The organism is Rhodococcus sp. WB1 (assembly GCF_001700945.1).
GTDB classification, from domain to species: domain Bacteria; phylum Actinomycetota; class Actinomycetes; order Mycobacteriales; family Mycobacteriaceae; genus Rhodococcus; species Rhodococcus aetherivorans.
In genome coordinates, this window is sequence record NZ_CP015529.1 from 4,392,239 (window position 1) to 4,416,601 (window position 24,363).

Genomic DNA, 24,363 nt, shown 5'->3' on the forward strand with positions numbered 1-24,363 from the left:
CGATTGATGGTGGCTGTCGAACGGGCTGCGCCCTCGTGCGGCCGGGGCGTCGCCACCGGCCCCTCTTCCGAGGAGCAACGCGCCGGAACGTCGGGTGATGCTGCGGACCGGCGGGGCCGGTCACCGCGCAGGGGGCGGTGACCGGCATCCGGGCGCGTGCGGGCCGGCACACTCGGGCGGATCACCGTACTGCCACGCCGCTGCCTCGCCCGCGGTGCCCCGGAACCGGGACCGACGACGCCGACTCCACGAAACCCAGAGTTCAAAATGCGGCCATCTGCCGGAGACCCGCCGCCGCGACACTGGAGGCACAAGGTGTCAACGACGGACGGGGAAACACTGATATGTCCGAGAACATCGCCCACCGACCCGACCCCCTCTTCGCTCTGCCGGCCGCGACGATTCCGGCGGCGCCCCACTCGATACGCCTCGAGGAGCCGGCCCCGATCCGTCCGGCCTCCGGCCTGCGTCCCCGCGTGGGCACCGTCCTCGGCACGGTCGTCTCCGCGGGGGCCGTCGCCACCATGGTGACCGGCTTCGTGGCGGTCGGTACCGTCGCCACGGTGTCCGGCCTGGTCTCGGCCGTCCGGCTCGGACCCTGACCGGCTCGGCGAACCCCTCAGTCGCCGAACTGCACGCTGTCGACGACGACGTCGGACCCGAACAGTTCGCGGGCGCGGACCAGAGCCGCGTCGCGCACCTCCGGCTCCGACAGCGTCGTGGGCAACGCCAGGGTCAGCAGCACGGAACGACCGTCGGACCTCGGCTGTGCCCTGACACGGCACACCCAGTCCACCGTTCCGCCCTCCCGGCGCAGCGCCAGCTCGGTGCGCGCGACGTCGCGCGCGAAGCAGGGCAGCGCGGGATCGGTCGTGCGTTCGAGCTGGGCCACGAGATCCTCGAGGCGATCGGTGCGCCATTGGCGCAACCCGGCCATCCGCGGTTCGACGTTCATCTCGGCACCCTTCGACGCCGGCGACCGTCGGGTGCGCTCGCGGCGGCATGCGGGTCCGAGGTCTGCGGCGTCAGCGAAAACTGACTACTACCGAGACCATCGCGCCGCGAGCGCGCGGCGTTTCACGAGCCCGGCAACAGGCTGCGCTTCATGAGCCCGGCAACAGGCTGCGCTTCATGAGCCCGGCAACAGGCTGCGCAGCGCCGGTAGCAGTTCCTGTTCGGCCCACCGGATGAACGGCCCCTGCCGGTCACCTCCGATCTGGACGAGGGCGACCTCCGTGAATCCCGCGTCGACGAACGGCCGGATCTTGTCCACGTACTCGTCGATGTCGTCGCCGCACGGCAGTTGCGCCCCGACCTGCTCGGGCGTCACGAACCGGGTGGCCGCCGCGAACGAGGACGGCGCGGGCAGGTCCGGGTTGACCTTCCAGCCGAGGCCGAACCATCGGAACTGCTCGTGCGCCCGCTGCACCGCCGCGTCGCGGTCGGTGTCGTAGGAGACGGCGATCTGCCCGACTCGCGGTTTGCCCGCTCCCCCGGCCTCGTCGAACATCCGGGTCAGCTCCGGCTCGGGTTCGGTCGCCACCATCAGGTCGGCCTTCTCCCCGGCGAGGGCGCACGACTGCGAACCGGACACGGCGATGCCGATCGGCACCCGGGTCTCGGGCAGGTCGTACAGGTGCGCGGACTCGACGTCGAAGTAGTCGCCGCGGAAGTTCACGTTGCCGCCGTCGAACAGCGCCGAAATGATCTCCACGGCCTCGGCGAGCATCTCGTGACGGGTGCCCACCGCGGGCCAGCCCTTGCCGACGACGTGTTCGTTGAGGTTCTCGCCCGCGCCCAGGCCGAGGCGGAACCGGCCCCCGGACAGGATCTGCATCGTCGCCGCCTTCTGCGCCACCACCGCCGGGTGGTACCGCAGGATCGGGCAGGTCACGTAGGTCATGAGCGGGATCTGCTCGGTGGCCTGGGCCGCGGCCCCAAGGATGGACCACGCGTAGCCGGAATGCCCCTGTTCCTCCAGCCACGGGTTGTAGTGGTCACTGATCACCGAGAAGTCGAAGCCGGCCTTCTCAGCCATCTGCACGTCGCGGACGAGGTGGTCCGGCCGGGACTGCTCGCAGAGCATGGTGTAGCCGAAGTCGGTCACTGTTCGTTTCCTCCCGTGGTCCGTGCCGGGCGCCCTGCCGATGCCGGCGATCCGTCCTTCGGGATACCCACCGGTCGCCTCGGTACACGACCGTCACGGTAGGGAGGGGCCGCCGAGATGCCGGCTGCGCATCTCGGCAGGTACGGGTGTCTCGTTGCGGCGGGCCGGCCGGGCCGGCTCGCCGCAACGAGGGGTCGACCCGGTGTCAGACGAGGCAGACCACGAACAGCGGCACTCCGACGACCGGAACGAAGAGCAACGGAACGCACACGACACCGAACGGGCCGAGGACCGCCGGCTGGACGGATTCCGCGATCGGGGCAGGCGCGGTGGGGATGGCGGGGGCCGCTGTCGCGGCGCCGGTGCCGAGGGCGATCATGGGGGCCATGGCGGTCGCCGCTACCGCCGCGCGAAACGTATTCCTGCTCATGGTGTTTCTCCTCGCATCGCGTGCCGCGACCGGTACGCGCCCACGGCACGGAAATGGATCGGCTGTGTATCAGCATCGCCGAAGAACCCGACGCCGGGCGACGGGGAAAACCCTGCATCGCGACGACTCGGGCATGACCACGTACCGACGGGTCTCGTTTCGGTCGAGGCCGGCCCCGATGCTTCCATTTCGGTTGAGAAGAGGGTCCCGGCCCCCGCCCGGGGGCTACGGTGAAGCTGTGCTGTTCGGGCGGGGACCGGAATGCGCACGCATCGATCGGCTGCTTGCCGCACTCCGGCAGGGAGCGGGTGGAGCAGTGGTGCTGAGCGGGGAAGCGGGAATCGGCAAGACCGCCCTCCTCGACTACGCCCGCGAGCATGCCTCCGGGCTCGGCGTGCTGTCGGTGACGGGTGCGGAAGCCGAGGCCCCGTTCCCCTTCGCGGCGCTCGAACGCCTGCTGGCGCCGGTGCCGGGGCCCATCGCGTCGCTGCCCAGGGTGCGCGCGCTGTGCGGCTCCACCGCGCGCGAAATTCCCGGGCCGGAGGACCGATTCGCGATCTACGCCGGATTCTTCCGGATTTTGACAGCGGCCGCACGCAGCGCGGCACTGCTGGTGGTGATCGACGATGCCCAGTGGCTGGACCGGCCGACCCTGGACGCCGTCGCCTTCGCCGCTCGGCGGCTCACCACCGAGCGGATCGGGATTCTGGTCGCCACCCGCGAGCCGCAGGGTCCGGCCGGCGTCGAGACGTCGGTGGTGCGGGGTCTCGACGACGAGGCGGCCGGTCAGCTGCTGGCCGCCCTCCTGGGCCGGCGCCCGCCGGACGACGTGGTGGCGGCGGCGGCCGCACAGGTGGGGGGCAACCCGTCGGCGCTGCTGGAGCTGGCGGGCACTCTCTCGTGCGACGAACTCACCGGAACCCGTCCGCTGCGCCTCCCGGTACGCGCCGGGTCGGCCGCGACCCGCATCTTCGGCGCGCGCATCGCCGCGCTCGACGACGCGACACGCCGAGCCCTCCAGGTCGCGGCGGTGGCGGCCGACGACGGGTTGCCGGTGGTGTCCGCCGTCCTGGCGCACCTGGGGATCGCCGGCGGTGCCCTGGGAACGCTCGAGGACACCGGGTTGACGTCGTTCGCGGGCGGCCGGTTGTCCTTTCCGCATCCGTTGATCCGCAGCGCCGCGGTATCCGATCTCCCGCCGACGCGGCGGCGGTCGCTGCACCGCGCAGTGGCCGAGATGCTCACCGATCCGGCGCAGCAGGACCGACGTGCGTGGCACCTGACCGAAGCCACCCTCGCCCCGGACGAGGGCACCGCCCGGGAACTGGAGCAGTCCGCGCGGCTGACGTCGGAACGGCGCGGGTACGCGGCCGCCGCGGTCGTCATGGAGCAGGCTGCCGCGTTCTCCGCCGACGAGGCGGGTACGGCCCGGCGTCTCTGCGCGGCGGCCGACGCGGCCCGGCGCGCGGGCCGCAGCACGACCGCGCTGCGGCTGCTGGACCGATCCGACGACCACACCACCGATCCGGCCCTGCGGGCCGCCAGCGCCGGCGTCCGCGGACGGGTCGAACTCCACACCGGCGCAGCGTGTATCGCACGCCGGGTGTGGGAGACGGGCGCCGCGGACATCGGTCGACGAGACCCGGCGCGAGGCGCCCACCTGTTGGCCATGGCGGCCGAGGGAGCACTCGTCGCCGGCGAGCCCGAGGGGGCACTGCGGCTCGCTCGCCGGGCGATCCGATCGGCGCCGCCCCGGGACACCGACACGACGCTCCTCGGCTCGCTCGTCATCGGCAACGCGCTGTCGTTGTCCGGCAACCCCTCCGACGGGATGCGCTGGCTGCAGGATGCGGCGGCGCTCGCACGGTGGGGCACCGACGCCGACGTCGAATGGGTCCTGTTCGCGGAGCTGGGCGCGGTGGCCTGGCACGGGGAGGACGGCGATCCGCGGCAGGTGCTCGACCCGCTGGTCCACCGGCTCCGGGCCGAGGGCGCCTGGGGGCAGTTGCCCCTGGCGCTGTACGTCACGGCGCTGGCCGACAGCCGCCTCGGACGCCTGCACTCCGGTCGTCGCGCGGCCACCGAGGCCGTCGAACTCTCCACCCACACAGACGATTTGCTCGCGCTCTGCGCGGCGCTCGGATGCCTGGCGGAACTCGAGGCGCAACTCGGTGACGAACAGGCCTGCCGGGCGCACGCCGCCGACTCGTTGCGGATCCGCGAGAGGACCCGTCTGGGCGAGATGCATCGCGACGCCCTGGACGGACTCGGGCTGCTGGAACTGAGCCTGAATCGGCCCGACCGTGCCGTCGACCATCTGGAGGAGGCCAACCGGCGACCGTCCGGGTACGCGGACGGTCTCCTCGTCGCGCGAGCGTCGTCCGCAGACCTGATCGAAGCGTACGTCCGAACAGGACGCGACGTGCCGGACGCGGTTCGCGAACAGTTGCGGCTGCTCACGGAACTCGCGCTGCCCGATGCCCTCGGAGCCCTGATCTGCCGCGGCCGGGCACTGATCGGCGACGACGCGGAGTACGACACCTGGTTCACCAAAGCCCTGCAACTGCACGCACGCTCGCCGTCCCCGTTCGACACCGCCCGGACCGCGCTGTGCTACGGCGAACGGTTGCGCCGCGCCGGGCGCCGGCGCGACGCCCGCAAGCATCTGGAGGTGGCGTTCGACGCGTTCCGGCACATCGGGGCCCGCACGTGGGCCGCACAGGCCGCGACGGAACTGGGCGCTGTCGGCCGGCCGGTCGACGCGCCCGCCGCTGCCGCGGGACACCGGCTCACCCCGCAGGAACTCCAGGTGGCCCGGCTCGCGGCCCGCGGCGGCACCAACCGTGAGATCGCCGAGCAGCTCTTCCTCAGCGTCAAGACCATCGAAATGCATCTGGGACGGCTGTACCGGAAACTCGGCGTCCGGTCCCGCACCCAGCTGGCGAACTACCTGCGCGACAACGTCCTCGCCTGAGCATCCGACTCCCAGGACGATGGTCGCATCGGAATAGGTTGGGAATTCAGTCGATTCGATGCCATCTGAGAGTGCAATGCGTCCAGGAATGCCACCGCGGCGGGCGCGGGGTCGAAGTCGCTCCAGGCGAGGTATTCGACTCGGGTCGGCCCGTCGCTGACGGGCACCTGGACCAGGTTCGGGTTCGAGGGGACGAAGGCGGGGGGCAGCAGCGCGACGGCGAGGCCCTGTTTCACGAGGTCGAGGATCAGATCGGTAGACATCGATTCGAAGGTCACCTCGCGCCGGAGTTCGGCAGCATCGAAGGCCCGGTCGCTCTGTGCGCGCCCCTGCGTCCCGGCGGGAAAATCCGCGAAGGTCTCGTCTGCCAGATCGCGTAGGCGCAGGCGGCGCCGCCCCGACAGTCGATGATCAGCGGCGAGAACGGCAACGAGACGTTCGCGGGCCAACTCGATGAACCGGACACGGTGAGGGGTGGTCGCGTCAGGCAGGCCCAGCACGGCGATGTCGACCTCGCCCGCGCGGATCGCGGTCACGAGTTCGTCGCTGCCGCCGTTTCGAAGCGCGATGCTCACCGCCGGGTGAGCGCGGTGGAATTCGCCCAGCGCAGCGGGAATGTCGATGGCGGTCACGGTGGGGATGACACCGATCGTCAACGGGCCACGGATCTGCCCTACGGTCGCGGCCGCGTCGGCGGCGGCACGCTCGGCGGCCTCCAGACTCGCCCGCGCCGCGGGCAGGAACGCCGCCCCGGCATCAGTGAGCTCGACCCGACGGCTGGTCCGGGCGAACAGCGGCACGCCCAGCTCTTGTTCGAGCGCCTTGATCTGGTGACTGAGCGCCGATTGGACGACGAAGCACTGCTCGGCCGCTCGGGTGAAGTTCTTCTTCTCTGCCACGGCGAGCACATACCGCAGTTGCTGCAACTCCATCCATCTATCGTGCATCGCGATCGTTGTGATGAAAAGCATGTGTTGGACTCATCAACCGAAAGGGCACGACAGTGGTGGGGTGACTACGACGACCACTTCTCCGCCCACGTCACCCGGCCCGGTGACGAATCGTGCGGCGCTCACCGCGGCGACCGCCGTGGCCCCGGTGGTGTGGGGCACGACCTACCTCGTCACCACCGAACTGCTGCCGCCTGACCACCCCCTGTTCGCCGCGCTCATGCGCGCTCTGCCCGCAGGCGCACTCGGCCTCCTGCTCTCCCGCACGCTTCCGCGCGGGGCATGGTGGTGGAAGGCCGCGGTGCTGGGCGCCTTGAACATCGGCCTGTTCTTCCCGCTGCTGTTCCTCGCCGCGGAACGACTGCCCGGCGGAGTGGCCGCCACTCTCGGGGCGACCCAGCCGATCCTCGTCGCCGTCCTCGCCGTGATCGTTCTGTCCGAACGCCTCTCGCTCTGGCGCCTGGGCTGGGGCGTCGTCGGCGTGGTCGGGGTGGGGCTGGTGGTGCTGGGCCCCGGAGCGATGTTCGACCCCGCCGGCATCATCGCCGGTCTGGCCGGTGCCGCTGCGATGGGAATCGGCGTCGTTCTCACCAAACGGTGGGGCCGGCCCGAGGAAGTCAGCGCGATCGGCTTCGCAGGTTGGCAGCTCACCGCCGGAGGCCTGGTGCTGCTGGCCCCGACGCTGTTGTTCGAGGGGATTCCCAGCCGAATCGGCGCCCCCGCCGTGGCGGGCTACCTCTGGCTCGGCATCGTCGGCGGGCTTCTTGCCTATTCCCTCTGGTTCAACGGCCTGCGCACCCTGCCGGTCACCGCGACGGCTCTGCTCGGACTGCTCTCCCCACTCGTGGCCGCCGTCCTCGGCGTCGTCGTGGCAGGCGAAACCCTCAGCGCACTCCAACTTGTCGGCTTCGCGTTCGCCCTCGCAGCGCTGGGCGCCGGACAGGTCATCCCTCGTCCCCGTACGAGGAAAGGACTCCCGTCGTGAACATCACCGTCATCGGCGCCACCGGCATGGTCGGCTCGCGCCTCGTCACCGAAGCCGCCGCCCGCGGGCACCGCGTCACCGCCGCCGCCCGGCACCCCGGTACACACCCGACCCCCGCCGTCACTCCCCTCGCTGTCGATGCCGGCGCACCCGGGCAACTCGAGGCCGCACTCGCCGACGCCCACGCCGCGATCCTCGCCGTCCGTGCCGCTCCCGGCCAGGAGCAGACGATCGCACCGCTGACCACCGCAGTTCTGGACGCGGCAGGCCGGGCCGGCGCCCGTCTACTCGTCATCGGCGGGGCCGGGCCCTTACGCTCACCGCACAAGGGCGACCTGTTGGTCATCGACGATCCGAACTATGTGCCGATCGAATGGCGAGCGATCGCCGACGCCAGCGCCACCCAACTCCGCACCTGCGTCCAGCACCCGAACCACCGCTGGACCTATCTCAGCCCGCCCGCGATCCTCGAACCCGGTACCCGCACCGGCACGTACCGCCGGGGAACCACCACCCTGCTCACCGAGCCGGACGGCACCTCCCGCATCACCGCCGAGGACCTCGCCGTGGCCGCCCTGGACGAAATCGAGCGCCCCGGCACCGACCGGCACTTCACCGTTGCGCAGAACTCCACTGTTCACGCCGCCACATCAACGTCAGGGGTCAGGAGGGGCTGACAGCCCCGATTACGGCGCGCGCACTCTTCAATCGTCATCGGCGGTGCCGGCGCGCCGCCGACGAGTCCGCCCAGTGCTCCCACGCCGACTGACGCGTCATCCCCACCAGCTCCCCCACCTGCGCCCACGAGGCACCCTCGGCGCGCAGGCGCCGTACCCCCTCGTCCACCACTTCGGTCAGGGCCTGCTGTTCGGCCGCCAACCGGTCGAGCTGCTCGAGCGCATCGAGCACCGCCGCCTTCGCCGACACCCGATAGATGTGGCGCACCCACTCCTCCTCGAGCTTTTCCCGCGTCAGGCGCCCCGGACGCAACGCCTCGCCCGAACCGACCCGCACCGCCGTGCTGCCCAGCCAGTCACAATGCAGACACTCCGCCCGCCACGCGCACGCCCCCACCGCAACGCCGCCGGCGATCGGCACCGGCCGCCCCGCCTCGTCCTCGATCCGGATCGTGCCGACATACGGCCCCTCCCCGGGTACCAGCAACTCCCACTCCGGCAACCGCCTCGCCATGTCGTCAGGCTCCACCCATCACGCAGGCGCCGTCAACCACACCCCGTGCCAGGTGCTGCGCGACGGGCACGGCAGGCAGGCGCTTTCGAACGTCGATCGACCACTCGCGGAGTGCACGGGCAGCTGCGGACGAAGGCGGATCGGATTTCGGGTTCGCTTCCGTCCGGTACGCGGCACGGGCACACTCACTGCATGGACTGCTCGGGGGACCCCCGTTCCGGGACCGTCCGATGACCGGATTGCCTCCGGCATCGGAGGCCCGGTATCCCGGATTCGACGATATCGAGATCGGCGATCTCGTCCGTCGCACCGGGGTCAAGTGGGCACGTGCCGTCCGCGCGGGCGCCCTACCGGCCTGGGTGGCCGACATGGACTTCCCGATCGCCCCCGAGATCCGGGACGCGCTGTGCGAGTCGGCCCGGTCGGGAGAACTCGGCTACCCCGATTGGCTCGGCGGTACCCCGCTGCGTGCGGAATTCGCCCGGCGGATGCAGTCCCGATACGGATGGACGGTCGACCCCGCCGACGTCCGGGAGCAGACCGATCTCATCCAGGCCCTGCAACTGATCCTGCACCTGCACACCGAGCGCGGCGACGCCGTCGTGATCCAGACTCCGAACTACCCGCCGTTCCTGGCCACCATCGCGGCCATGGGCCGCAGGACGGTCGAATTCCCGTTCGCCGACACACAGGACGGGTGGCGGCTCGACTTCGAGACGCTCAGGGCGTCGCTCGCCGCCGAGCGCCCGAAAGTGCTCGTCCTGGTCGATCCGCACAACCCGACCGGACGCGTCCACACCCGTTCCGAACTCACCCGCATCGCCGAACTGGCCGTCGAGTTCGACCTTCTCGTCGTCAGCGACGAGATTCATGCGGAGCTGATCTACGCGCCGCACCGGCACATCCCGTTCGCGTCGATCAGTCCGGAGGCGGCAGCTCGGACGATCACCGTCACGTCGGCCGGAAAGGCCTTCAACATCGCCGGACTGCGCTGCGCCGTCGCGCACTACGGGTCGAAGCAGTTGCTCGCCGTGCGGGACGGCGAACCGCCCGACCTGTACGGAACCGTATCGACCCCGGCGGTGCTCGGCACACTGGCCGCATGGCAACGCTGCCAGAGCTGGCAGGACACGCTGCTCCGAGTGCTCGACCGCAACCGGCGACGTGTCGACACGGTCCTGCGCGAGCACCTGCCGGAAGCCCGCCACCATCTGCCGGAAGCCACCTACCTCAGCTGGGTCGATGTCTCGGCCGCGCCCGTCGACGATCCGATCCGCCGGATCCGGGACCTCGGCCGGGTGCTGGTCGACGGCGGCAGACCCTTCGGAAGCGCGGCAGCGGGATTCGTGCGGATCAACTTCGCCACGTCGGCGGCTGTCCTCGAGCACATCCTCGACGGCATCTCGGCGGCGATGCGCGGGCGACGAGCCGTCTCACCGCTGACGGAGTTCCTCGGAACCTGATCCGCCCCGGTCCTCCGGCACCTCCCGATCGAGTTCGTCGAGCCAGATGCGCGCGGACGCGTCGGAGGGCGCACGCCAGTCCCCGCGCGGTGAGAGGGACCCCCCCGGCGGCGACCTTCGGCCCGTTCGGCATCGCGGACCGCTTGAACTGGCTGAAGGCGAAGAACCGCTGGACGAACACACCCAGCCACCGCCGGATCTCGGGCAGGTCGTACTCGCGGCGGGCATGCCCGGGATGGCCGGACGGCCACTCCCCGGCGCCGGCCTCGTGCCAGGCCTGCCATGCGAGGTAGGCGATCTTCGACGGCCGGAACCCGAAGCGCAGCACCTGGAACAGGAAGAAGTCGTGCAGGTCGTAGGGACCGATCGTGGCCTGGGTGCTCTGCGGCGTCTCCCCCTCCTCGACGGGGACGAGCTCGGGACTGATCTCGGTGCCCAGCACGGCCTCGAGGGTGGCGCCGACCTCGTCGTCGAATTGCCCGGACGAGACGACCCAGCGGATCAGATGCTGGATGAGCGTCTTCGGCACCCCGGCGTTGACGTTGTAGTGCGACATCTGGTCCCCGACGCCGTACGTGGACCAGCCCAGCGCGATCTCCGACAGGTCGCCCGTCCCGAGCACCAAGCCGCCGCGCTGGTTCGCGGCCCGGAACAGATAGTCGGTGCGCAGCCCGGCCTGGATGTTCTCGAACGTGATGTCGTAGACCCGCTCGCCGCGCGCAAACGGGTGACCCAGGTCCTCCAGCATCACGCGCGCGGCACGGGTGATGTCGATTTCCTCGAGCGTCACCCCGAGCGAGTGGCACAGCCGGCGGGCGTTCTCCCGGGTCCGGTCGCTCGTCGCGAACCCCGGGAGGGTGAAGGCGAGCACGTCCTCGCGCGGACGGCCGAGGCGGTCCATCGCCTTGACGGCGACGATGAGCGCGTGCGTGGAGTCCAGTCCGCCCGACACGCCGATCACGACCTTCGGACCGCCCCGCGTCGGACCACTCAGCGCACGCAGGCGCTGCTCGAGCCCGGCGACCTGGATGTTGTACGCCTCGTAGCAGTCGTGCTCGAGGCGGGCCGGATCGGACGGCACGAAGGGGTATCGCTCCACCCGGCGCCGCAACCCGATGTCGGTGAGCGGAGGCGCGAGGGTGAACGCGATACGGCGGAACGCGTCGAGGCGGGCCGCGTGATGACGCCGATTGTCGTCGAAGGTGCCCATGCGGGTGCGCTCGTTGCGCAGCAGTTCGAGGTCGACGTCGGCCACCGCGTGCTGTTCGCCGCGCGGGAACCGCTCGGTCTCGGCGAGCAGCATCCCGTTCTCGTACACCATCGCCTGCCCGTCCCAGGACAGGTCGGTGGTGGACTCCCCCGATCCCGCCGCGCAGTACACGTAGGCGGCCAGGCACCGCGACGACGCCGAGCGAGCCAGCAGGTGACGGTCCTCGGCGCGGCCGACGGTGATCGGGCTGCCCGACAGGTTCGCCAGCACCGTCGCGCCGGCCAGGGCGGCCTCCGCGCTGGGCGGGATGGGGACCCACATGTCCTCGCAGATCTCCACGTGGAGCACCAGACCGGGAACGTCGGTGGCCTCGAACAGCAGATCGGGACCGAACGGTGCGTCGTGACCGGCGACCCGGACCGTGCCGCTCGCATCGTCCCCCGGCGCGATCTGCCGGCGCTCGTAGAACTCCCGATACGTCGGCAGATACGACTTGGGGGCGACCCCCAGGACCCGGCCGCGGTGCACGACCGCGACGGCGTTGTAGATCCGGTGCCGATGCCGCAGCGGCAGGCCCACCAGCAGGACGGGCAGCAGGCCGGCCGAGCCGGCGACGATCTCCGCCAGCGCCCGCTCGGCCGCCTCCAGCACGGTGTCCTGCATCGACAGGTCCTCGACCGAGTACCCGGTCAACGTCATCTCGGGAAACACCGCCAGCCCGACCCCGTCGTCATGGCAGACCCGGGCGGCCCGCAGCACCGCCGCCGCGTTGGCCGCCGGATCGACGATCGTCGTCGGCGTCGCGCAGGCCGCGACCCGCAGGAAGCCGTGGCGGTAGCTGGACCGGAACTCGGGTCTCGCCGCGGGGACGGGGACGTCCCGAGCGCCGGCTTCGTCGGTCATCGCGCTGCCTCCTTCTCCGTCGTCCGCGCCCTCGCGGCGCCCGGATCGCGTGATCGAATCCTAGGGATCCGGCCGCTCGACGCCACTCGGCGACGTGGAGCGGGCCGGATCCGGACTTTCGCGGCATTATCTCGGCGTTTCGGGGAACACTCCGGTACAGACGACGGAAACTGGGCCCGTCCGCGCGGCACAGGGGGTGGTGATGGCCTACCGGCACAGGGAATTCGTCGCTGCGCTGTCGAAGTTCGCGCAGCGCCTCCTCACCCCGTACGAGGTCGACGCCGCCCTCGACGCAGTCGTCCGCAAGGTGACCACCGTGCTCGAGCTGTCGGGAGCGGGAGTGACTCTGCACATCGACGGCCGGCTCCGGTTCGTCACCGCCGCCGGCGAACAGATCGAAGCGATGGAGCGGTGCCAGGAGCGATTCGCCGCCGGACCGTGCGCGCACGCCTTCGCCCATGGCGAGACCATCGCCGTCTCCGATGTGCGCCGCCGCGACGATCTGTGGCCGGAGTTCGCCGCCGAGGCGCGACGGCGGGAGATCGCCGCCGTCGCCGGTGTCCCGATGCAGCTCGGCGAGGTCAAGGTCGGCGCCCTGGACCTCTACTGCCGCGAGCCCCGGGAATGGGCCGACGACGAGCTCGCCGCCGCGCAGGTGTTCGCCGACATGGCCACCGGCTACATCGTCAACTCGGACAAGCTGCGCCAGCAGGAGCAGCTCTCCGCGCAACTGCAGACCGCGCTCGACACCCGCATCGTCGTCGAGCAGGCCAAGGGCATCACCGCCCAGGCCCGCGGCGTCACGCCGGCCGCGGCGTTCGAGCTGATCCGCGCCTACGCGCGCCGCCATCAGGCGCCGGTGCGCGCCGTCGCGCAGGCGATCGTCGACGTCGGGTTGCGCATCTGACGTCGAGGTGCGCATCTGAGGACGTCAGACCTCCGCCGCGATCTCCCGCACGAGGGCGACCAGCTTCCGGTGATGCGACCCGGCCCAGTAGATGCGGCCGCAGTCCGTGCACCGGGAGAACTCGTCGTAGAAGCGGCGGGTGAGCGGCTCGAGCCGATCGAGGACCTCGTCCTTGGGCACCGGGTCGAGCCGGCCGTTGCAGCGCAGGCACCGGGTGAGCGGGGCGAACCGCGCCGCGAGATCGAGCCGGCGGACGACCTCGACGATCTGCTCGAGCGGGCGGTCGGCGTGCACGAACAGCCCGTGGGTGATCTCCCGGCGCTCGAGCAGTCCCCGGTCGCGGGTCAGCAGGATCCGCTGATCCGCACGCCCGATCCTCGCCAGCTCCGCGTCGTCCATATCGGAGGTCCAGATCACGTCGAACCCCAGCAACCGGAGCAGACGCGCCAGCCGGCCCAGGTTGACGTCGACCACGAACCGGGGGTCACGCAGGGGAACCGGGCGCAGCCGGGTGATCGGCTCGATGTCGAGCGCCTCGAACAAGGGATAGACCGCTATGCGGGCGCCCGAGCGCGGCCGGTACGCGAAATCCACCGGCTCGCCGTCGACCACGATCAGATCGACCTCGGTGTGCGGTATGCCCATCGCCTCGACGACGTCCTTGACCGTCTGATGGGCACGGAACGGCCGCCGCACCGCGATGCCCCGCGACTCGGGCGCCACGAAGTCGTTCAGCTCGGCGTACGCCCGGACCTCGACGTGGCCGGTCATCGGACCATCTTCGCGCGCAGCATGACCCGGCACAACCGTCGCGGCGGGCGTGACGCCGGTCGCAGTCGGTCACGTTCGGGAATCGCGGGTACGCCAGCCCGGTTGCGCCCGACATGGATTTGTTTACACCCGTCACCCTCGGAGACCTCGAACTCGCCAATCGCGTTGTCATGGCCCCACTGACCCGGCTGCGGTCCGGCGCCTCCGGCGTCCCCGGAGACCTGGTGGTCGAGCACTACCGGCAGCGGGCGAGTGCCGGGCTGATCATCGCCGAGGGCACCTATGTGAACCACGAATCGCAGGCCTTCGTCGGCCAGCCGGGGATCGTCACCGGCGAGCAGGAGGCCGGCTGGCGGCGGGTGGCCGAGGCGGTGCACGACCGCGGCGGCCGCATCGTGCTGCAGGTGATGCACGGCGGCCGGGTCACGCACCCCGACGTGAACGGCGGCCGGCGGGTCGTCGCCCCGAGCGCGATCGCGATCGACGGTGTGGGGCACACGGAGAAGGGCAAGCAGCCGTACCCGGTGCCGCACGCGCTGACCACGGAGGAGGCGCGGGCGATCATCGGGGACTTCGTCGCCGCGGCCCGCCGGGCGATCGAGGCCGGGCTGGACGGCGTGGAGATCCACAGCGCCAACGGCTACCTGCTGCACGAATTCCTCTCCCCGGCCGCCAATCAGCGCGCCGACGAGTACGGCGGTTCGCCGCAGAACCGGGCCCGTTTCGTCGTGGAGGTGGTCACGGCGGTGGCATCGGCCATCGGCGCCGGCCGGGTCGGGCTGCGGATCTCGCCGGAGCACAACATCCAGGACGCCTACGAAACCGACCGGGACGACGTCCTGGCCACCTACGGCACCCTGCTCGAGCAGGTACGCCCGCTGAATCTGGCCTACCTGTCCGTGCTGCACGCGGACCCGGCCGGTGAGTTGGTGCAGGAGCTGCGCCGGCGTTTCGGCGGCAGGCTGATCGCCAACAGCGGCTTCGCGTCGCCGACCACCCGTGCGGAGGCGGTGCAGCTGATCGAGGCCGCCCATGCCGACGCCGTGGCGGTGGGCCGGGCGCTCATCGCCAATCCCGATCTGGTCGAGCGCTGGCACGGCGAGCACCCGGAGAACGAGCTGCGGCCGGCGTTGTTCTACTCGCCGGGCGCCGAGGGCTACACCGACTACCCGTTCCTGCAGGCGGGCTGAGCCTCACGGCTGCGCCGGCTCCGCTCGGCAGCGGAGAGAACAACTCTCGCCGTCTTCATGGTGCGGGACGGGCGCGACCAATCATACCGATAGATGCAGACTATCAATCGAATCAGGCCGGTCGATTGGCATTATCTATCGAAAGTCGTTAGTGTTCACAACGTCAGAAACCCATATCGACCGAACAGAGGTTCAACGTGGCCCTGATCAACAAGCAGATCAAGCCCTTCTCCGCGACCGCCTACCAGGAGGGCGGCTTCGTCTCCGTGTCCGACGAGGACATCAAGGGCAAGTGGGCGATCTTCTTCTTCTACCCGGCCGACTTCACCTTCGTCTGCCCGACGGAGCTCGGCGACCTGGCCGACCACTACGAGGAGCTGCAGAAGCTCGGCGTCGAGGTCTTCTCGGTCTCCACCGACACCCACTTCACGCACAAGGCGTGGCACGACTCGTCCGAGACCATCGGCAAGATCAAGTACGCCATGATCGGCGACCCGACCCTGCAGATCAGCACCAACTTCGAGGTGCTGCGTGAGAACGAGGGCCTGGCCGACCGCGGCACCTTCCTCGTCGACCCGGACGGCATCATCCAGTTCACCGAGGTCACCGCGGAGGGCATCGGCCGCAACGCCGCCGAACTCGTCCGCAAGGTCAAGGCCGCCCAGTACGTCCGGTCGCACCCGGGCGAGGTCTGCCCGGCCAAGTGGGAAGAGGGCGACGACACCCTCGCCCCGTCGCTGGACCTCGTGGGCAAGATCTGACGCACCCGGATTCGACACCCCGGTAGTGCGGCGCGGGGTCCGGTCCGCCGGACCCCGCGCCACCCCCGGAGCGCCGAACCACCCGGCGCAGTTCCCTTCGCCCCGATCACCGTTCCGCCCCGTCGATGGAGTAGATCCCTATGCTCGAAGCCTCGCTTGCCGGCCAACTGAAGTCCCTCCTCGAGCGGCTGACCCTGCCGATCGAGCTCGTGTCCTCCCTCGACGACGGACCCAAGTCCGCCGAACTCGCCGAACTGCTCACCGAGATCGCGGCGATGTCGGACAAGGTCACCTACGAGCGTCGCGACGACGACGCGCGTCGCCCGTCCTTCGCGGTGCGCCGCGTCGGCACCGACATCGAGGTCCGCTTCGCCGGCATCCCGCTGGGCCACGAGTTCACCTCGCTCGCGCTTGCACTGCTCCAGGTCGGCGGTTACCCGTCGAAGGAGCCCGAGGAGCTGCAGCAGCAGGTGCGAGACCTGGACGGCGAGCTGCACTTCGAGACCTACTTCTCGTTGTCCTGCCAGAACTGTCCCGACGTCGTGCAGGCCCTGAACCTGATGTGCGTGCTCAACCCGCGCATCAAGCACGTCGCGATCGACGGCGCCCTGTTCCAGGACGAGGTCGACGGACGTCAGGTGATGGCCGTGCCGACGGTGTACCTCAATGGCGAGCTGTTCGACTCGGGCCGCATGAGCCTCGAGCAGATCATCGGCAAGCTCGACACCGGCGCCGCGGACCGGGCGGCGGCCGCGATCGACGAGAAGGACCCGTTCGACGTGCTCGTCGTCGGCGGCGGCCCGGCCGGTGCCGCGGCCGCGATCTACGCCGCCCGCAAGGGTATTCGCACCGGTGTCGTCGCCGAGCGCTTCGGCGGCCAGGTGCTCGACACGATGGCGATCGAGAATTTCGTCTCCGTGCCCTACACCGAAGGCCCCAAGCTCGGCGCCGCACTCGACAACCACGTCCGCCAGTACGACGTCGACATCATGAACGTGCAGCGCGCGGCGAAGCTCGTGCCTGCGACCGAGGGCGGCCTCGTCGAGGTCGAGCTCGAGAGCGGCGCCTCCCTGCTCGCCCGCAGCGTGATCCTGTCCACGGGTGCACGGTGGCGTTCGATGAACGTGCCCGGCGAGACCGAGTACCGGAACAAGGGCGTGACCTACTGCCCGCACTGCGACGGACCGCTGTTCAAGGGCAAGCGCGTCGCCGTGATCGGCGGCGGCAACTCCGGCGTCGAGGCCGCGATCGATCTCGCCGGCGTCGTCGCGCACGTCACGCTCCTCGAGTTCGACTCGGCGCTGCGCGCCGACGAGGTGCTGCAGCGCAAGCTGCGCAGCCTGCCGAACGTCGACATCGTCGTCAGCGCGCTGACCACCGAGGTCCTCGGCGACGGCCACAAGGTCACCGGCCTGACCTATCAGGACCGCACCACCGAGACCGCGCACACGCTCGAACTGGAGGGCATCTTCGTCCAGATCGGCCTGCTGCCCAACACCGAGTGGCTCACCGGGACGATCGAGCTGTCGCCGCGCGGCGAGATCGTCGTCGACGACCGCGGCCAGACCTCGGTGCCCGGCGTGTTCGCCGCCGGCGACTGCACCACGGTGCCGTACAAGCAGATCATCATCGCCGCCGGCGCCGGAGCGACGGCAGCGCTCGGCGCGTTCGACCATCTCATCCGCACCAGCGCCCCGGCCGAGGACTCGGTCGCCGCGGTCGTCCGATAGTTCGTCCCTCGTGAACCTGCGTGATCTCGAGTACCTGGCCGCGGTGGCGCATCACCGCCACTTCGGCCGGGCGGCGGAGGCCTGTTACGTCAGTCAGCCGACGCTGTCGACCCAGATCCGCAAGCTCGAACAGGAACTCGGCGTCGAACTCGTCGAGCGGAGCCCGCGTCAGATCACCCTGACCGACGCGGGCCGGCAGATCGTGGAGCGGGCCCGGATCATTCTGAGCGAGACGGCGAACATTCGCGAGATCGCCCGGCAGTCCTCCGACCCGGAGTCGGGCACGCTCCGCATCGGCCTGTTCCCGACCCTCGCGCCGTACCTGCTCCCCCATGTCGTGCCGAAGGTGCGGGCGAGGTTCCCCGACCTCGAACTGCTGTTGATCGAGGAGAAGACCGAGGACCTCCTCGAGCGGCTCCGCGGCGGCGACCTCGACGTCGCCGTGCTGGCGCTCCCGGTCAACGACGAACACCTGCACCAGGAGTACCTGTTCTCCGAGGACTTCGTGCTCGCCGTCCCGGCCACGCATCCGCTGGCCGCCACGGCCGAACCTGCCCCTATGTCGGTGATCGCGGACGAGAGCCTTCTGTTGCTCGAGGACGGTCACTGCCTGCGGGACCAAGCCCTCGAGGTGTGCCGGTTGACCGGAGCCGCCGAACGCAACGGCTTCCGGGCGACGAGCCTGGAGACCCTGCGTCAGATGGTGATCGCCGGGGTCGGGGTGACACTGTTGCCCCGCCTGGCCGTCACCACCCCGGTCACCCAGCCGCCGGACATCCGGCTGCTGCGCTTCGAAGATCCCGTCCCGCATCGCCGCATCGGCATGTTCTGGCGCAAGAGCAGCGGCTTCCGCGACTTCCTGCCTCAGCTCGCCGAGATGTTCCGCCAGCTCCCCGCCGGCCTGGTCGACACGACACCGCCCTCCTGAGCCGGCAACCCGAGGCGACGGCCGGGTCGCCGCCCGCACGCCGGCATCGACGGAGGTGGTCATAATCGCAGGACACCGGCTGAGGAAGGACCGCATGAACGTCGACATCCCCCGCGATCTGCGGACCCGGCGCCGCCTGGACACCCACCAGGAGATCCACCGGGCTGCCCTCGAGTTGTTCGAGGAACAGGGCGTCCGCGAGACCACCGTCCAGCAGATCTCCGACCGGGTCGGCATCTCGGCCCGCACCTTCTTCCGGTACTTCACCTCCAAGGAGCAGGCCGCCCTGCCCGGACAGCGCCGCCTGCTCCTGGTGATCGACGCCCTGGAGGTCTCCGGCCCGGATCCCGCCGCCGTCCTGAGAAGCGTCGAGGCCGCCGCGGAGGCGGTGATGAGCCGGGAGACCGACCCCGACCTGGAGGAACACCGGCGCGTCGCGCGCCTGCTGGCGAAAGAGCCCGACCTGCAGGCGCTCGCCGCATCGCAGGAGCAGGTCCTCACGTCCCGCCTCCGGGCCCGCCTGACCGAACAGCTCCCGCACTACGACCCGGCGACGATCCTGCTGGTCGCCGAGACGGCCGTGGCCGTGTGGCGCACGAGCTGGGAGCGTTGGGGCGAACTCGCCCTCGCGGGCGAGGCCGCGGAACCGGTGGAGGTCTACCGCCGCTGCCGCGAGGAGTTGCGGCGCATCGTCGGCTGAGACCGCACTCGCACTGCCCGAGCCGCGATCGGCCGTCCGTCCGCGGTGTGGTCGGCATCCACACCCATCCGGCCCGCCCCGACCGTTCCGGGCCGCGGCCGCGTACTGCAGGATGGGCGGGTGCCCGAACCCACCCGCCTCGTCGCCGACGTCGACACCGGCATCGACGATGCACTCGCCCTGCTCTACCTGCTGGCGAGTCCGGACGCGGAGATCGTCGCGGTGCTCTCCACCGCGGGGAACGTGCCCGTGCAGCAGGTCACCACGAACAACCTGGCGTGGCTGCAGGTGTGCGGCCGGCCGGACATCGAGGTCGCCGTCGGCTCCGAGGCCCCGCTCGTCGCGCCGCTGATGACCACCGAGGACACGCACGGCCCGCGCGGCGTCGGTTACGCCGACCTGCCCGCCCCCGGACGCGGCCCGTCGGGCCGCAGCGCCGCCGAGGCATGGGTGGAGCTGACCCGCGCCCACCCCGGCGAACTCGTCGGGCTCGTCACCGGTCCGCTCACCAATCTCGCACTGGCGGTCCGGCTCGACCCGGAACTCCCCCACCGGTTGCGTCGTCTGGTCGTGATGGGCGGGGCGTTCAACTACCCGGGCAACACCACACCCACCTCCGAGTGGAACGTCGCGGTGGACCCCGAGGCCGCGAAGGCGGTGTTCGACGCGTTCTCCGCGGTCGAGCCCGGCCGTCGGCCGATCGTGTGCTCGCTCGACACCACCGAGTCCATCGCGATGCGACCGGAACACCTGCGACGGCTCGCCGAGACCGCGGGGAGCGTGCCGGCCGAAATCCTCTCGCCGGACGATCCGCGCGGACTGCGCTCGGAGGCGTCCCACCCGGTCGTGCGGTACCTGTCCGACGCCCTGCGCTTCTACATGGAATTCCACCGCGATCAGGATCAGGGTTTCCTGGCACACGTCCACGATCCGTTCGCGGCGGCGGTCGCCCTGGGAGCGGTGCCCGTCACCACCCGTCCGGCGACGGTCGACGTCGAACTCGACGGCCGGCTCACCCGCGGCACCACCGTCGCCGACTGGTCCGGCATGTGGGGCCGGCAACCGAACGCCGAGATCGTCGTCGCCACCGACCCGCCGCTGTTCTTCGACCACCTCGTCGAGCGGGTCGGGGCGCACCTCGCCGCGCTGTCCCGGACGCACGTCTGACCGAACGCCTGTGGCCGAATGTCACACCGGCTCGATCTAATCGAACCGGTGTGACATTCGGCCACAAGGGGTTTCGCGGAGGCGGGTCAGGCGCGTGCCAGCACCTTCTCTTCCGGCTCGGCGGCGACGGCCGGCTTCGGCTCGGCGACCGGACCGTGGCCGTCGTCGACCATGGTCTCCTCGTCGAACGGGATGCGGCCGGCGAGGACGTCGCGGACGCGGCCGCGGTCGACGGTGCCGGTCCACGTTCCCACCAGCAGGGTGGCGACGGCGTTGCCGGAGAAGTTGGTGACCGCGCGCGCCTCGGACATGAACCGGTCGATGCCGACGATGAGGCCGACGCCGTCGAGCAGCTCCGGACGGTGGCTCTGCAGGCCGCCGGCGAGCGTGGCCAGGCCCGCGCCGCTCACTCCGGCCGCGCCCTTCGACGCGACGATCATGAACACCAGCAGGGAGAGCTGCTCGGCCAGGGACAGCGGCGAACCGAGCGCATCGGCGATGAAGAGCGAGGCCATCGTCAGGTAGATGGCGGTGCCGTCCAGGTTGAACGAGTAGCCGGTGGGGACCACGACGCCGACGGTGGTGCGCTCGACACCGACGTGCTCCATCTTCGCGATGAGCCGGGGCAGCGCGGACTCGGACGAGGACGTCGCGAAGATCAGCAGGTATTCGCGGGCCAGGTACTTGACCAGCTTGAAGATCGACACCCCGGACACCATGCGCAGCAGGGAGCCCAGCACACCGAACACGAACAGCACGCAGGTGAGGTAGAACCCGATCATGAGGGTGCCGAGCTGGACGACCGCGCCGAGACCGGTCTGCCCGACCACGTTGGCGATGGCGCCGAAGGCACCGATCGGAGCGAGCCACAGGATCATCGACAGGATCTTGAACACGAGCTTCTGCACGTAGCCGATGCCTCGCAGGACCGGCTCGCCGGTCTTCCCGAGGGCCTGCAGCGCGAAGCCGACCAGCAGTGCGACGAACAGGGTCTGCAGCACGCTGCCCTCGGTCAGCGCCGACAGCAGCGACGTGGGGATGATCGACGCGATGAAGTCCATGGTCCCGCCCGCGGCGTGGGCCTTGTCCGCCAGCGCGGCACCGGTGCCGGCGGTCTCCGGAGAGAGGTTCAGGCCGCTGCCCGGATCGAGCAGGTTACCCACCCCCAGGCCGATAGCGAGCGCGACGGTGGACATGCCGAGGAAGTACACCATCGCCAGGCCGCCGACCTTGCCGACGCTGGCGGCGGCCCGCACCGAGCCGATGCCGAGGACGATCGTGCAGAAGATGACCGGGCTGATCATCATCTTGATGAGATCGACGAACATCGTACCGAGGACGCCGAACGACTTGGCGACGTCCGGGGCGAGCCAGCCGACGAGGACGCCGGCCACCACCGCCACGATGACACCGACGTAGAGCCAGTGCGTCCGGTCTTTGCGCTTGGCCGGCGACTTGGCACCGGGTGGCCGGGAGTCTGTGGACGTGCTCATGGCGGATCCTCTCGGATGGGACGTTTCGGGGGACTTCGTGATCGCGGTCACGTTCCTGATAGAAATGGTGGTAGCGCAGCCTCACCCGGTGAAGATTGCGTTCATTTCGTTCAGGTGATGTCGCGCTCACGAGGCGGACCCACCGGCATCCGGAAGGAGTACGTCCGTGCCGCCGACCGCGCACCGGCCGTCGATGAGCGTGGCACGTCAGCTGCTGGTGCTGCAGCTGGCTGTGCTCGCCCTGGTCATCGCCGCAGGTACCGTCCTCGTCGGGATCGACGAGCGCCGCGACAGCGACGACGCCACCCGCCGCACCGTCCTCGCCATCGCCGAATCCCTGGCCGGGTCCGACTCGACGGCCGCGGCGCTGCGCACGCCGGACCCGACCGCGGTGCTGCAACCGCGCACCGAACGGATCCGGGAGGCGACGGGCACCGACTTCATCGTGGTGATGGCGCCGGACCGGACCCGGTACACCCACACCGACCCCGCGATGATCGGTCTGCCGTTCAGCGGCAACATCGAACCGGCCCTCGCCGGCACCGCGTTCACCGAGACCTACGCCGGCTCGCTCGGCCCGTCCATCCGGGCGGTGGCGCCGATCCTCGACGACGAACGCGTCGTCGGCCTGGTCGCCGTCGGCGTCACCCGCGCGAAGGTCGCCGACCAGTTCGCCCGTGGGCTGCCCGCCCTCCTGGGCCTGTCGGCCGCGGCCCTGGCCGTCGCGGCCGCCGGCGCCGTGCTCGTCAGCCGGCGCCTGCGCCGCCAGACCCTCGGACTCGCACCGGACGAGCTGCGCCGGCTCTACGAGCACCACGACGCGGTCCTCCACGCGATCGGCGAGGGCCTGATCGTGCTCGGCACCGACGAGCCCGCACGTGTGGAGGTCGTCAACGACGAGGCGCGGCGCCTGCTCGGCCTCGGCGACGGCCCGGTCACGACGAAGGACCTGCCCGAGGCGCTGCGGGTGGCCGGCTCGGACCTGGACGCCCGCGGCGACGTACTTCTCACCGAGGACCGCGTCCTGGTCGTCGACCGCAGCCCGGTGCAGTGGGAGGGCCGACGGATCGCCACGGTGATGACGTTGCGGGATCGCACCGAATTGCGGAGGGTGCTGGGCGAACTGGACTCGGTGCGCGGATTCGCCGACGCGCTGCGCGCGCAGGCGCACGAGTCGGCGAACCGGCTGCACACCATCGTCACGATGGTCGAACTGGGACGCCCCGAGGAGGCGGTCGCGTTCGCGACGGAGGAGCTACGCCTGTCGCAGCAGCTCATCGACCGGCTCACCGCGTCGGTGCAGGAACCCGCGCTGGTCGCCCTGCTGCTGGGGAAGATCAACGACGCCGCCGAGCGCGGCGTGGAGCTGACAGTCACCGACGACACCGCACTGGGCGCGACGCCGCTCGGCACCCGGGACCTGGTGACGCTCGTCGGCAACCTGGTGGACAACGCCATCGACGCCGCGCGGGCCGTCGACGAGCCCTGGGTGGAAGTGACGATACGGCAGGATGATTCGAACATGATCGTCGAGGTGGCGGACAGCGGGCCGGGGATGTCGCCGGAAACCCTCGCCCGTGCCATGGCGCGGGGCTACTCCACGAAGGCGGACCACCACGGCCTGGGCCTGGCCCTCGTCGCGCAGGTGGTGGCGCGGCACCGCGGCACTCTGCGGACCGAACCGTCGCTGGGTTCGATGGTCGTCGCGGAGATCCCCCTGCAGGCCGAGCACGGAGGCGGCGCACGATGATTCGCGTCCTCGTCGTGGAGGACGAGCCCCGCATCGCCGATGCCCACCGCGCCTACGTCGATCGGCTGCCGCAGTTCAGGGTCGTCGCCGTCGCCAACACCGGGCAGGCCGCGCTGCGCGCCGTCGCCGACGCCGCGCGGACCGCCGAGCCGGTGGATCTGGTGTTGCTGGACATCGGCCTGCCCGACATGAGCGGCCTCGACGTGGCTGCAGCGATGAGCGGGATCCGCCCGAGCCCGGACATCATCGCCGTCACCTCCGCCCGCGACCTCGAGGTCGTCCGCACCGCCGTCGCCCGGGGCATCGTGCTGTATCTGCTCAAGCCGTTCACATTCGCGGCCCTGAGCGACAAGCTCGACCACTACCTGGCCTACCGCGACGCGCTCGGCGCGTCGGGCACGGCCACCGGCCAGCACGACATCGACCGGGCGATGGCTGCGCTGCGGACCTCCGATCCGCGCGCCTCGTCCCCGAAAGGCGTTGCGCCGCAAACCCTCGATGCGGTGGCCCGGTGCCTGCGGGACGCGTCGCGCCCGCTGACGGCCGCCGAGGTGGGCAGCGCGGTGGGCGTGTCCCGGGTGACGGCGTGGCGGTATCTGGAGCGCCTGGCCGACGACGGCGTCGCCTCCCGGCACACCGAGTACGGCCGTGCCGGCCGTCCGCAGATCCGCTACGCCCCGCGCTGAGCGGCGGCCGTTGTGGCCGAATGTCACACCGTGTCGTTTACATCGAACGCATGTGACATTCGGCCCC

21 protein-coding genes and 1 pseudogene are annotated in these 24,363 nt (G+C 70.7%); 14 read left to right on the forward strand and 8 right to left on the reverse strand.

The window, feature by feature from the left end; translation table 11 throughout:
• The first annotated feature begins 344 nt into the window (after positions 1-344).
• Positions 345-602 carry a hypothetical protein gene (locus tag A4U64_RS19595; RefSeq protein ID WP_006932002.1) on the forward strand — a complete coding sequence of 86 codons (258 nt, stop codon included), beginning with the start codon at positions 345-347 and terminating at the stop codon, positions 600-602.
• 17 nt (positions 603-619) lie between these two features.
• On the opposite strand, the gene A4U64_RS19600 is transcribed toward A4U64_RS19595, so the two are convergent.
• The 3 genes from A4U64_RS19600 to A4U64_RS19610 all read right to left on the reverse strand — a co-directional run bounded on the left by A4U64_RS19600 (position 620) and on the right by A4U64_RS19610 (position 2,537).
• A complete protein-coding gene (locus A4U64_RS19600) occupies positions 620-955 on the reverse strand; it encodes a hypothetical protein (RefSeq protein WP_029541385.1) in 336 nt (111 codons plus the stop codon).
• A 174-nt stretch (positions 956-1,129) separates the two neighbouring features.
• The gene (locus tag A4U64_RS19605; protein WP_083662398.1) at positions 1,130-2,107 is read right to left on the reverse strand and encodes an LLM class F420-dependent oxidoreductase; all 978 of its coding nucleotides are present in this window, start codon (positions 2,105-2,107) and stop codon (positions 1,130-1,132) included.
• 205 nt (positions 2,108-2,312) lie between these two features.
• The gene (locus tag A4U64_RS19610) at positions 2,313-2,537 is read right to left on the reverse strand and encodes a hypothetical protein (protein WP_157127591.1); all 225 of its coding nucleotides are present in this window, start codon (positions 2,535-2,537) and stop codon (positions 2,313-2,315) included.
• Between the two features lie 178 nt (positions 2,538-2,715).
• Here A4U64_RS19610 and A4U64_RS29125 point away from each other — a divergent pair, with 178 nt between their 5' ends.
• On the forward strand, positions 2,716-5,511 hold the full coding sequence (locus A4U64_RS29125) for an AAA family ATPase (protein ID WP_269465941.1): 2,796 nt from the start codon (positions 2,716-2,718) through the stop codon (positions 5,509-5,511).
• Here the strand turns inward: A4U64_RS29125 and A4U64_RS19620 are convergent.
• Positions 5,484-6,443, reverse strand: coding sequence for a LysR substrate-binding domain-containing protein (locus A4U64_RS19620; protein ID WP_065922993.1), 960 nt, complete (start codon positions 6,441-6,443; stop codon positions 5,484-5,486). The two genes, A4U64_RS29125 and A4U64_RS19620, sit on opposite strands and share 28 nt — an antisense overlap.
• A gap of 121 nt (positions 6,444-6,564) precedes the next feature.
• On the opposite strand from A4U64_RS19620, the gene A4U64_RS19625 reads away from it, so the two are divergent.
• Positions 6,565-7,446 carry an EamA family transporter gene (locus A4U64_RS19625; RefSeq protein ID WP_065922994.1) on the forward strand — a complete coding sequence of 294 codons (882 nt, stop codon included), beginning with the start codon at positions 6,565-6,567 and terminating at the stop codon, positions 7,444-7,446.
• Positions 7,443-8,123 (forward strand): NAD(P)-dependent oxidoreductase, encoded by a 681-nt coding sequence (locus A4U64_RS19630; RefSeq protein ID WP_065922995.1) that lies wholly within the window; start codon positions 7,443-7,445, stop codon positions 8,121-8,123. The genes A4U64_RS19625 and A4U64_RS19630 overlap by 4 nt, the downstream gene beginning before the upstream one ends.
• Positions 8,124-8,157: 34 nt before the next feature.
• Here the strand turns inward: A4U64_RS19630 and A4U64_RS19635 are convergent, their stop codons facing one another.
• Positions 8,158-8,637 (reverse strand): hypothetical protein, encoded by a 480-nt coding sequence (locus A4U64_RS19635; RefSeq protein ID WP_006931977.1) that lies wholly within the window; start codon positions 8,635-8,637, stop codon positions 8,158-8,160.
• Positions 8,638-8,867: 230 nt separating this feature from the next.
• On the opposite strand from A4U64_RS19635, the gene A4U64_RS19640 reads away from it, so the two are divergent.
• Positions 8,868-10,100: a MalY/PatB family protein gene (locus tag A4U64_RS19640; RefSeq protein WP_029541366.1), complete on the forward strand. Its 1,233-nt coding sequence runs from the start codon at positions 8,868-8,870 to the stop codon at positions 10,098-10,100.
• Here A4U64_RS19640 and A4U64_RS19645 read toward each other — a convergent pair.
• Positions 10,071-12,213 (reverse strand): annotated as a pseudogene (locus A4U64_RS19645) (NAD(+) synthase). The gene A4U64_RS19640 and the pseudogene A4U64_RS19645 sit on opposite strands and share 30 nt — an antisense overlap.
• 202 nt (positions 12,214-12,415) lie before the next feature.
• Between A4U64_RS19645 and A4U64_RS19650 the strand changes: the two are divergent.
• A complete protein-coding gene (locus A4U64_RS19650) occupies positions 12,416-13,120 on the forward strand; it encodes a GAF and ANTAR domain-containing protein (RefSeq protein WP_206530702.1) in 705 nt (234 codons plus the stop codon).
• Positions 13,121-13,144: 24 nt separating this feature from the next.
• Here the strand turns inward: A4U64_RS19650 and A4U64_RS19655 are convergent, their stop codons facing one another.
• A complete protein-coding gene (locus A4U64_RS19655; RefSeq protein ID WP_050034623.1) occupies positions 13,145-13,891 on the reverse strand; it encodes a Mut7-C RNAse domain-containing protein in 747 nt (248 codons plus the stop codon).
• 113 nt (positions 13,892-14,004) lie between these two features.
• Between A4U64_RS19655 and A4U64_RS19660 the strand changes: the two genes are divergently transcribed.
• The 6 genes from A4U64_RS19660 to A4U64_RS19685 all read left to right on the forward strand — a co-directional run bounded on the left by A4U64_RS19660 (position 14,005) and on the right by A4U64_RS19685 (position 20,367).
• A complete protein-coding gene (locus A4U64_RS19660; protein ID WP_065922996.1) occupies positions 14,005-15,081 on the forward strand; it encodes an alkene reductase in 1,077 nt (358 codons plus the stop codon).
• 197 nt (positions 15,082-15,278) lie between these two features.
• Entirely contained in the window at positions 15,279-15,842 is a 564-nt protein-coding gene (ahpC, locus tag A4U64_RS19665) for an alkyl hydroperoxide reductase subunit C (protein ID WP_050034622.1), read from the forward strand.
• 140 nt (positions 15,843-15,982) lie between these two features.
• Positions 15,983-17,572, forward strand: coding sequence for an alkyl hydroperoxide reductase subunit F (gene ahpF / locus A4U64_RS19670; RefSeq protein ID WP_006931961.1), 1,590 nt, complete (start codon positions 15,983-15,985; stop codon positions 17,570-17,572).
• Positions 17,573-17,582: 10 nt separating this feature from the next.
• The gene (locus tag A4U64_RS19675; protein WP_006931958.1) at positions 17,583-18,500 is read left to right on the forward strand and encodes a LysR substrate-binding domain-containing protein; all 918 of its coding nucleotides are present in this window, start codon (positions 17,583-17,585) and stop codon (positions 18,498-18,500) included.
• 94 nt (positions 18,501-18,594) lie between these two features.
• A complete protein-coding gene (locus A4U64_RS19680; protein WP_006931956.1) occupies positions 18,595-19,200 on the forward strand; it encodes a TetR family transcriptional regulator in 606 nt (201 codons plus the stop codon).
• A 120-nt stretch (positions 19,201-19,320) separates the two neighbouring features.
• Positions 19,321-20,367, forward strand: a complete 1,047-nt coding sequence (locus A4U64_RS19685) for a nucleoside hydrolase (RefSeq protein ID WP_029541357.1) — start codon at positions 19,321-19,323, stop codon at positions 20,365-20,367.
• Positions 20,368-20,453: 86 nt separating this feature from the next.
• On the opposite strand, the gene A4U64_RS19690 is transcribed toward A4U64_RS19685, so the two are convergent.
• A complete protein-coding gene (locus A4U64_RS19690) occupies positions 20,454-21,860 on the reverse strand; it encodes a C4-dicarboxylate transporter DctA (protein WP_006931951.1) in 1,407 nt (468 codons plus the stop codon).
• A gap of 193 nt (positions 21,861-22,053) precedes the next feature.
• Here A4U64_RS19690 and A4U64_RS19695 point away from each other — a divergent pair, with 193 nt between their 5' ends.
• Both A4U64_RS19695 and A4U64_RS19700 read left to right on the forward strand, forming a co-directional pair.
• Positions 22,054-23,610 carry a sensor histidine kinase gene (locus A4U64_RS19695; RefSeq protein WP_065923536.1) on the forward strand — a complete coding sequence of 519 codons (1,557 nt, stop codon included), beginning with the start codon at positions 22,054-22,056 and terminating at the stop codon, positions 23,608-23,610.
• Positions 23,607-24,296 carry a response regulator gene (locus A4U64_RS19700; protein WP_006931945.1) on the forward strand — a complete coding sequence of 230 codons (690 nt, stop codon included), beginning with the start codon at positions 23,607-23,609 and terminating at the stop codon, positions 24,294-24,296. Before A4U64_RS19695 ends, A4U64_RS19700 begins: the two co-directional genes overlap by 4 nt.
• Positions 24,297-24,363: the final 67 nt, after the last annotated feature.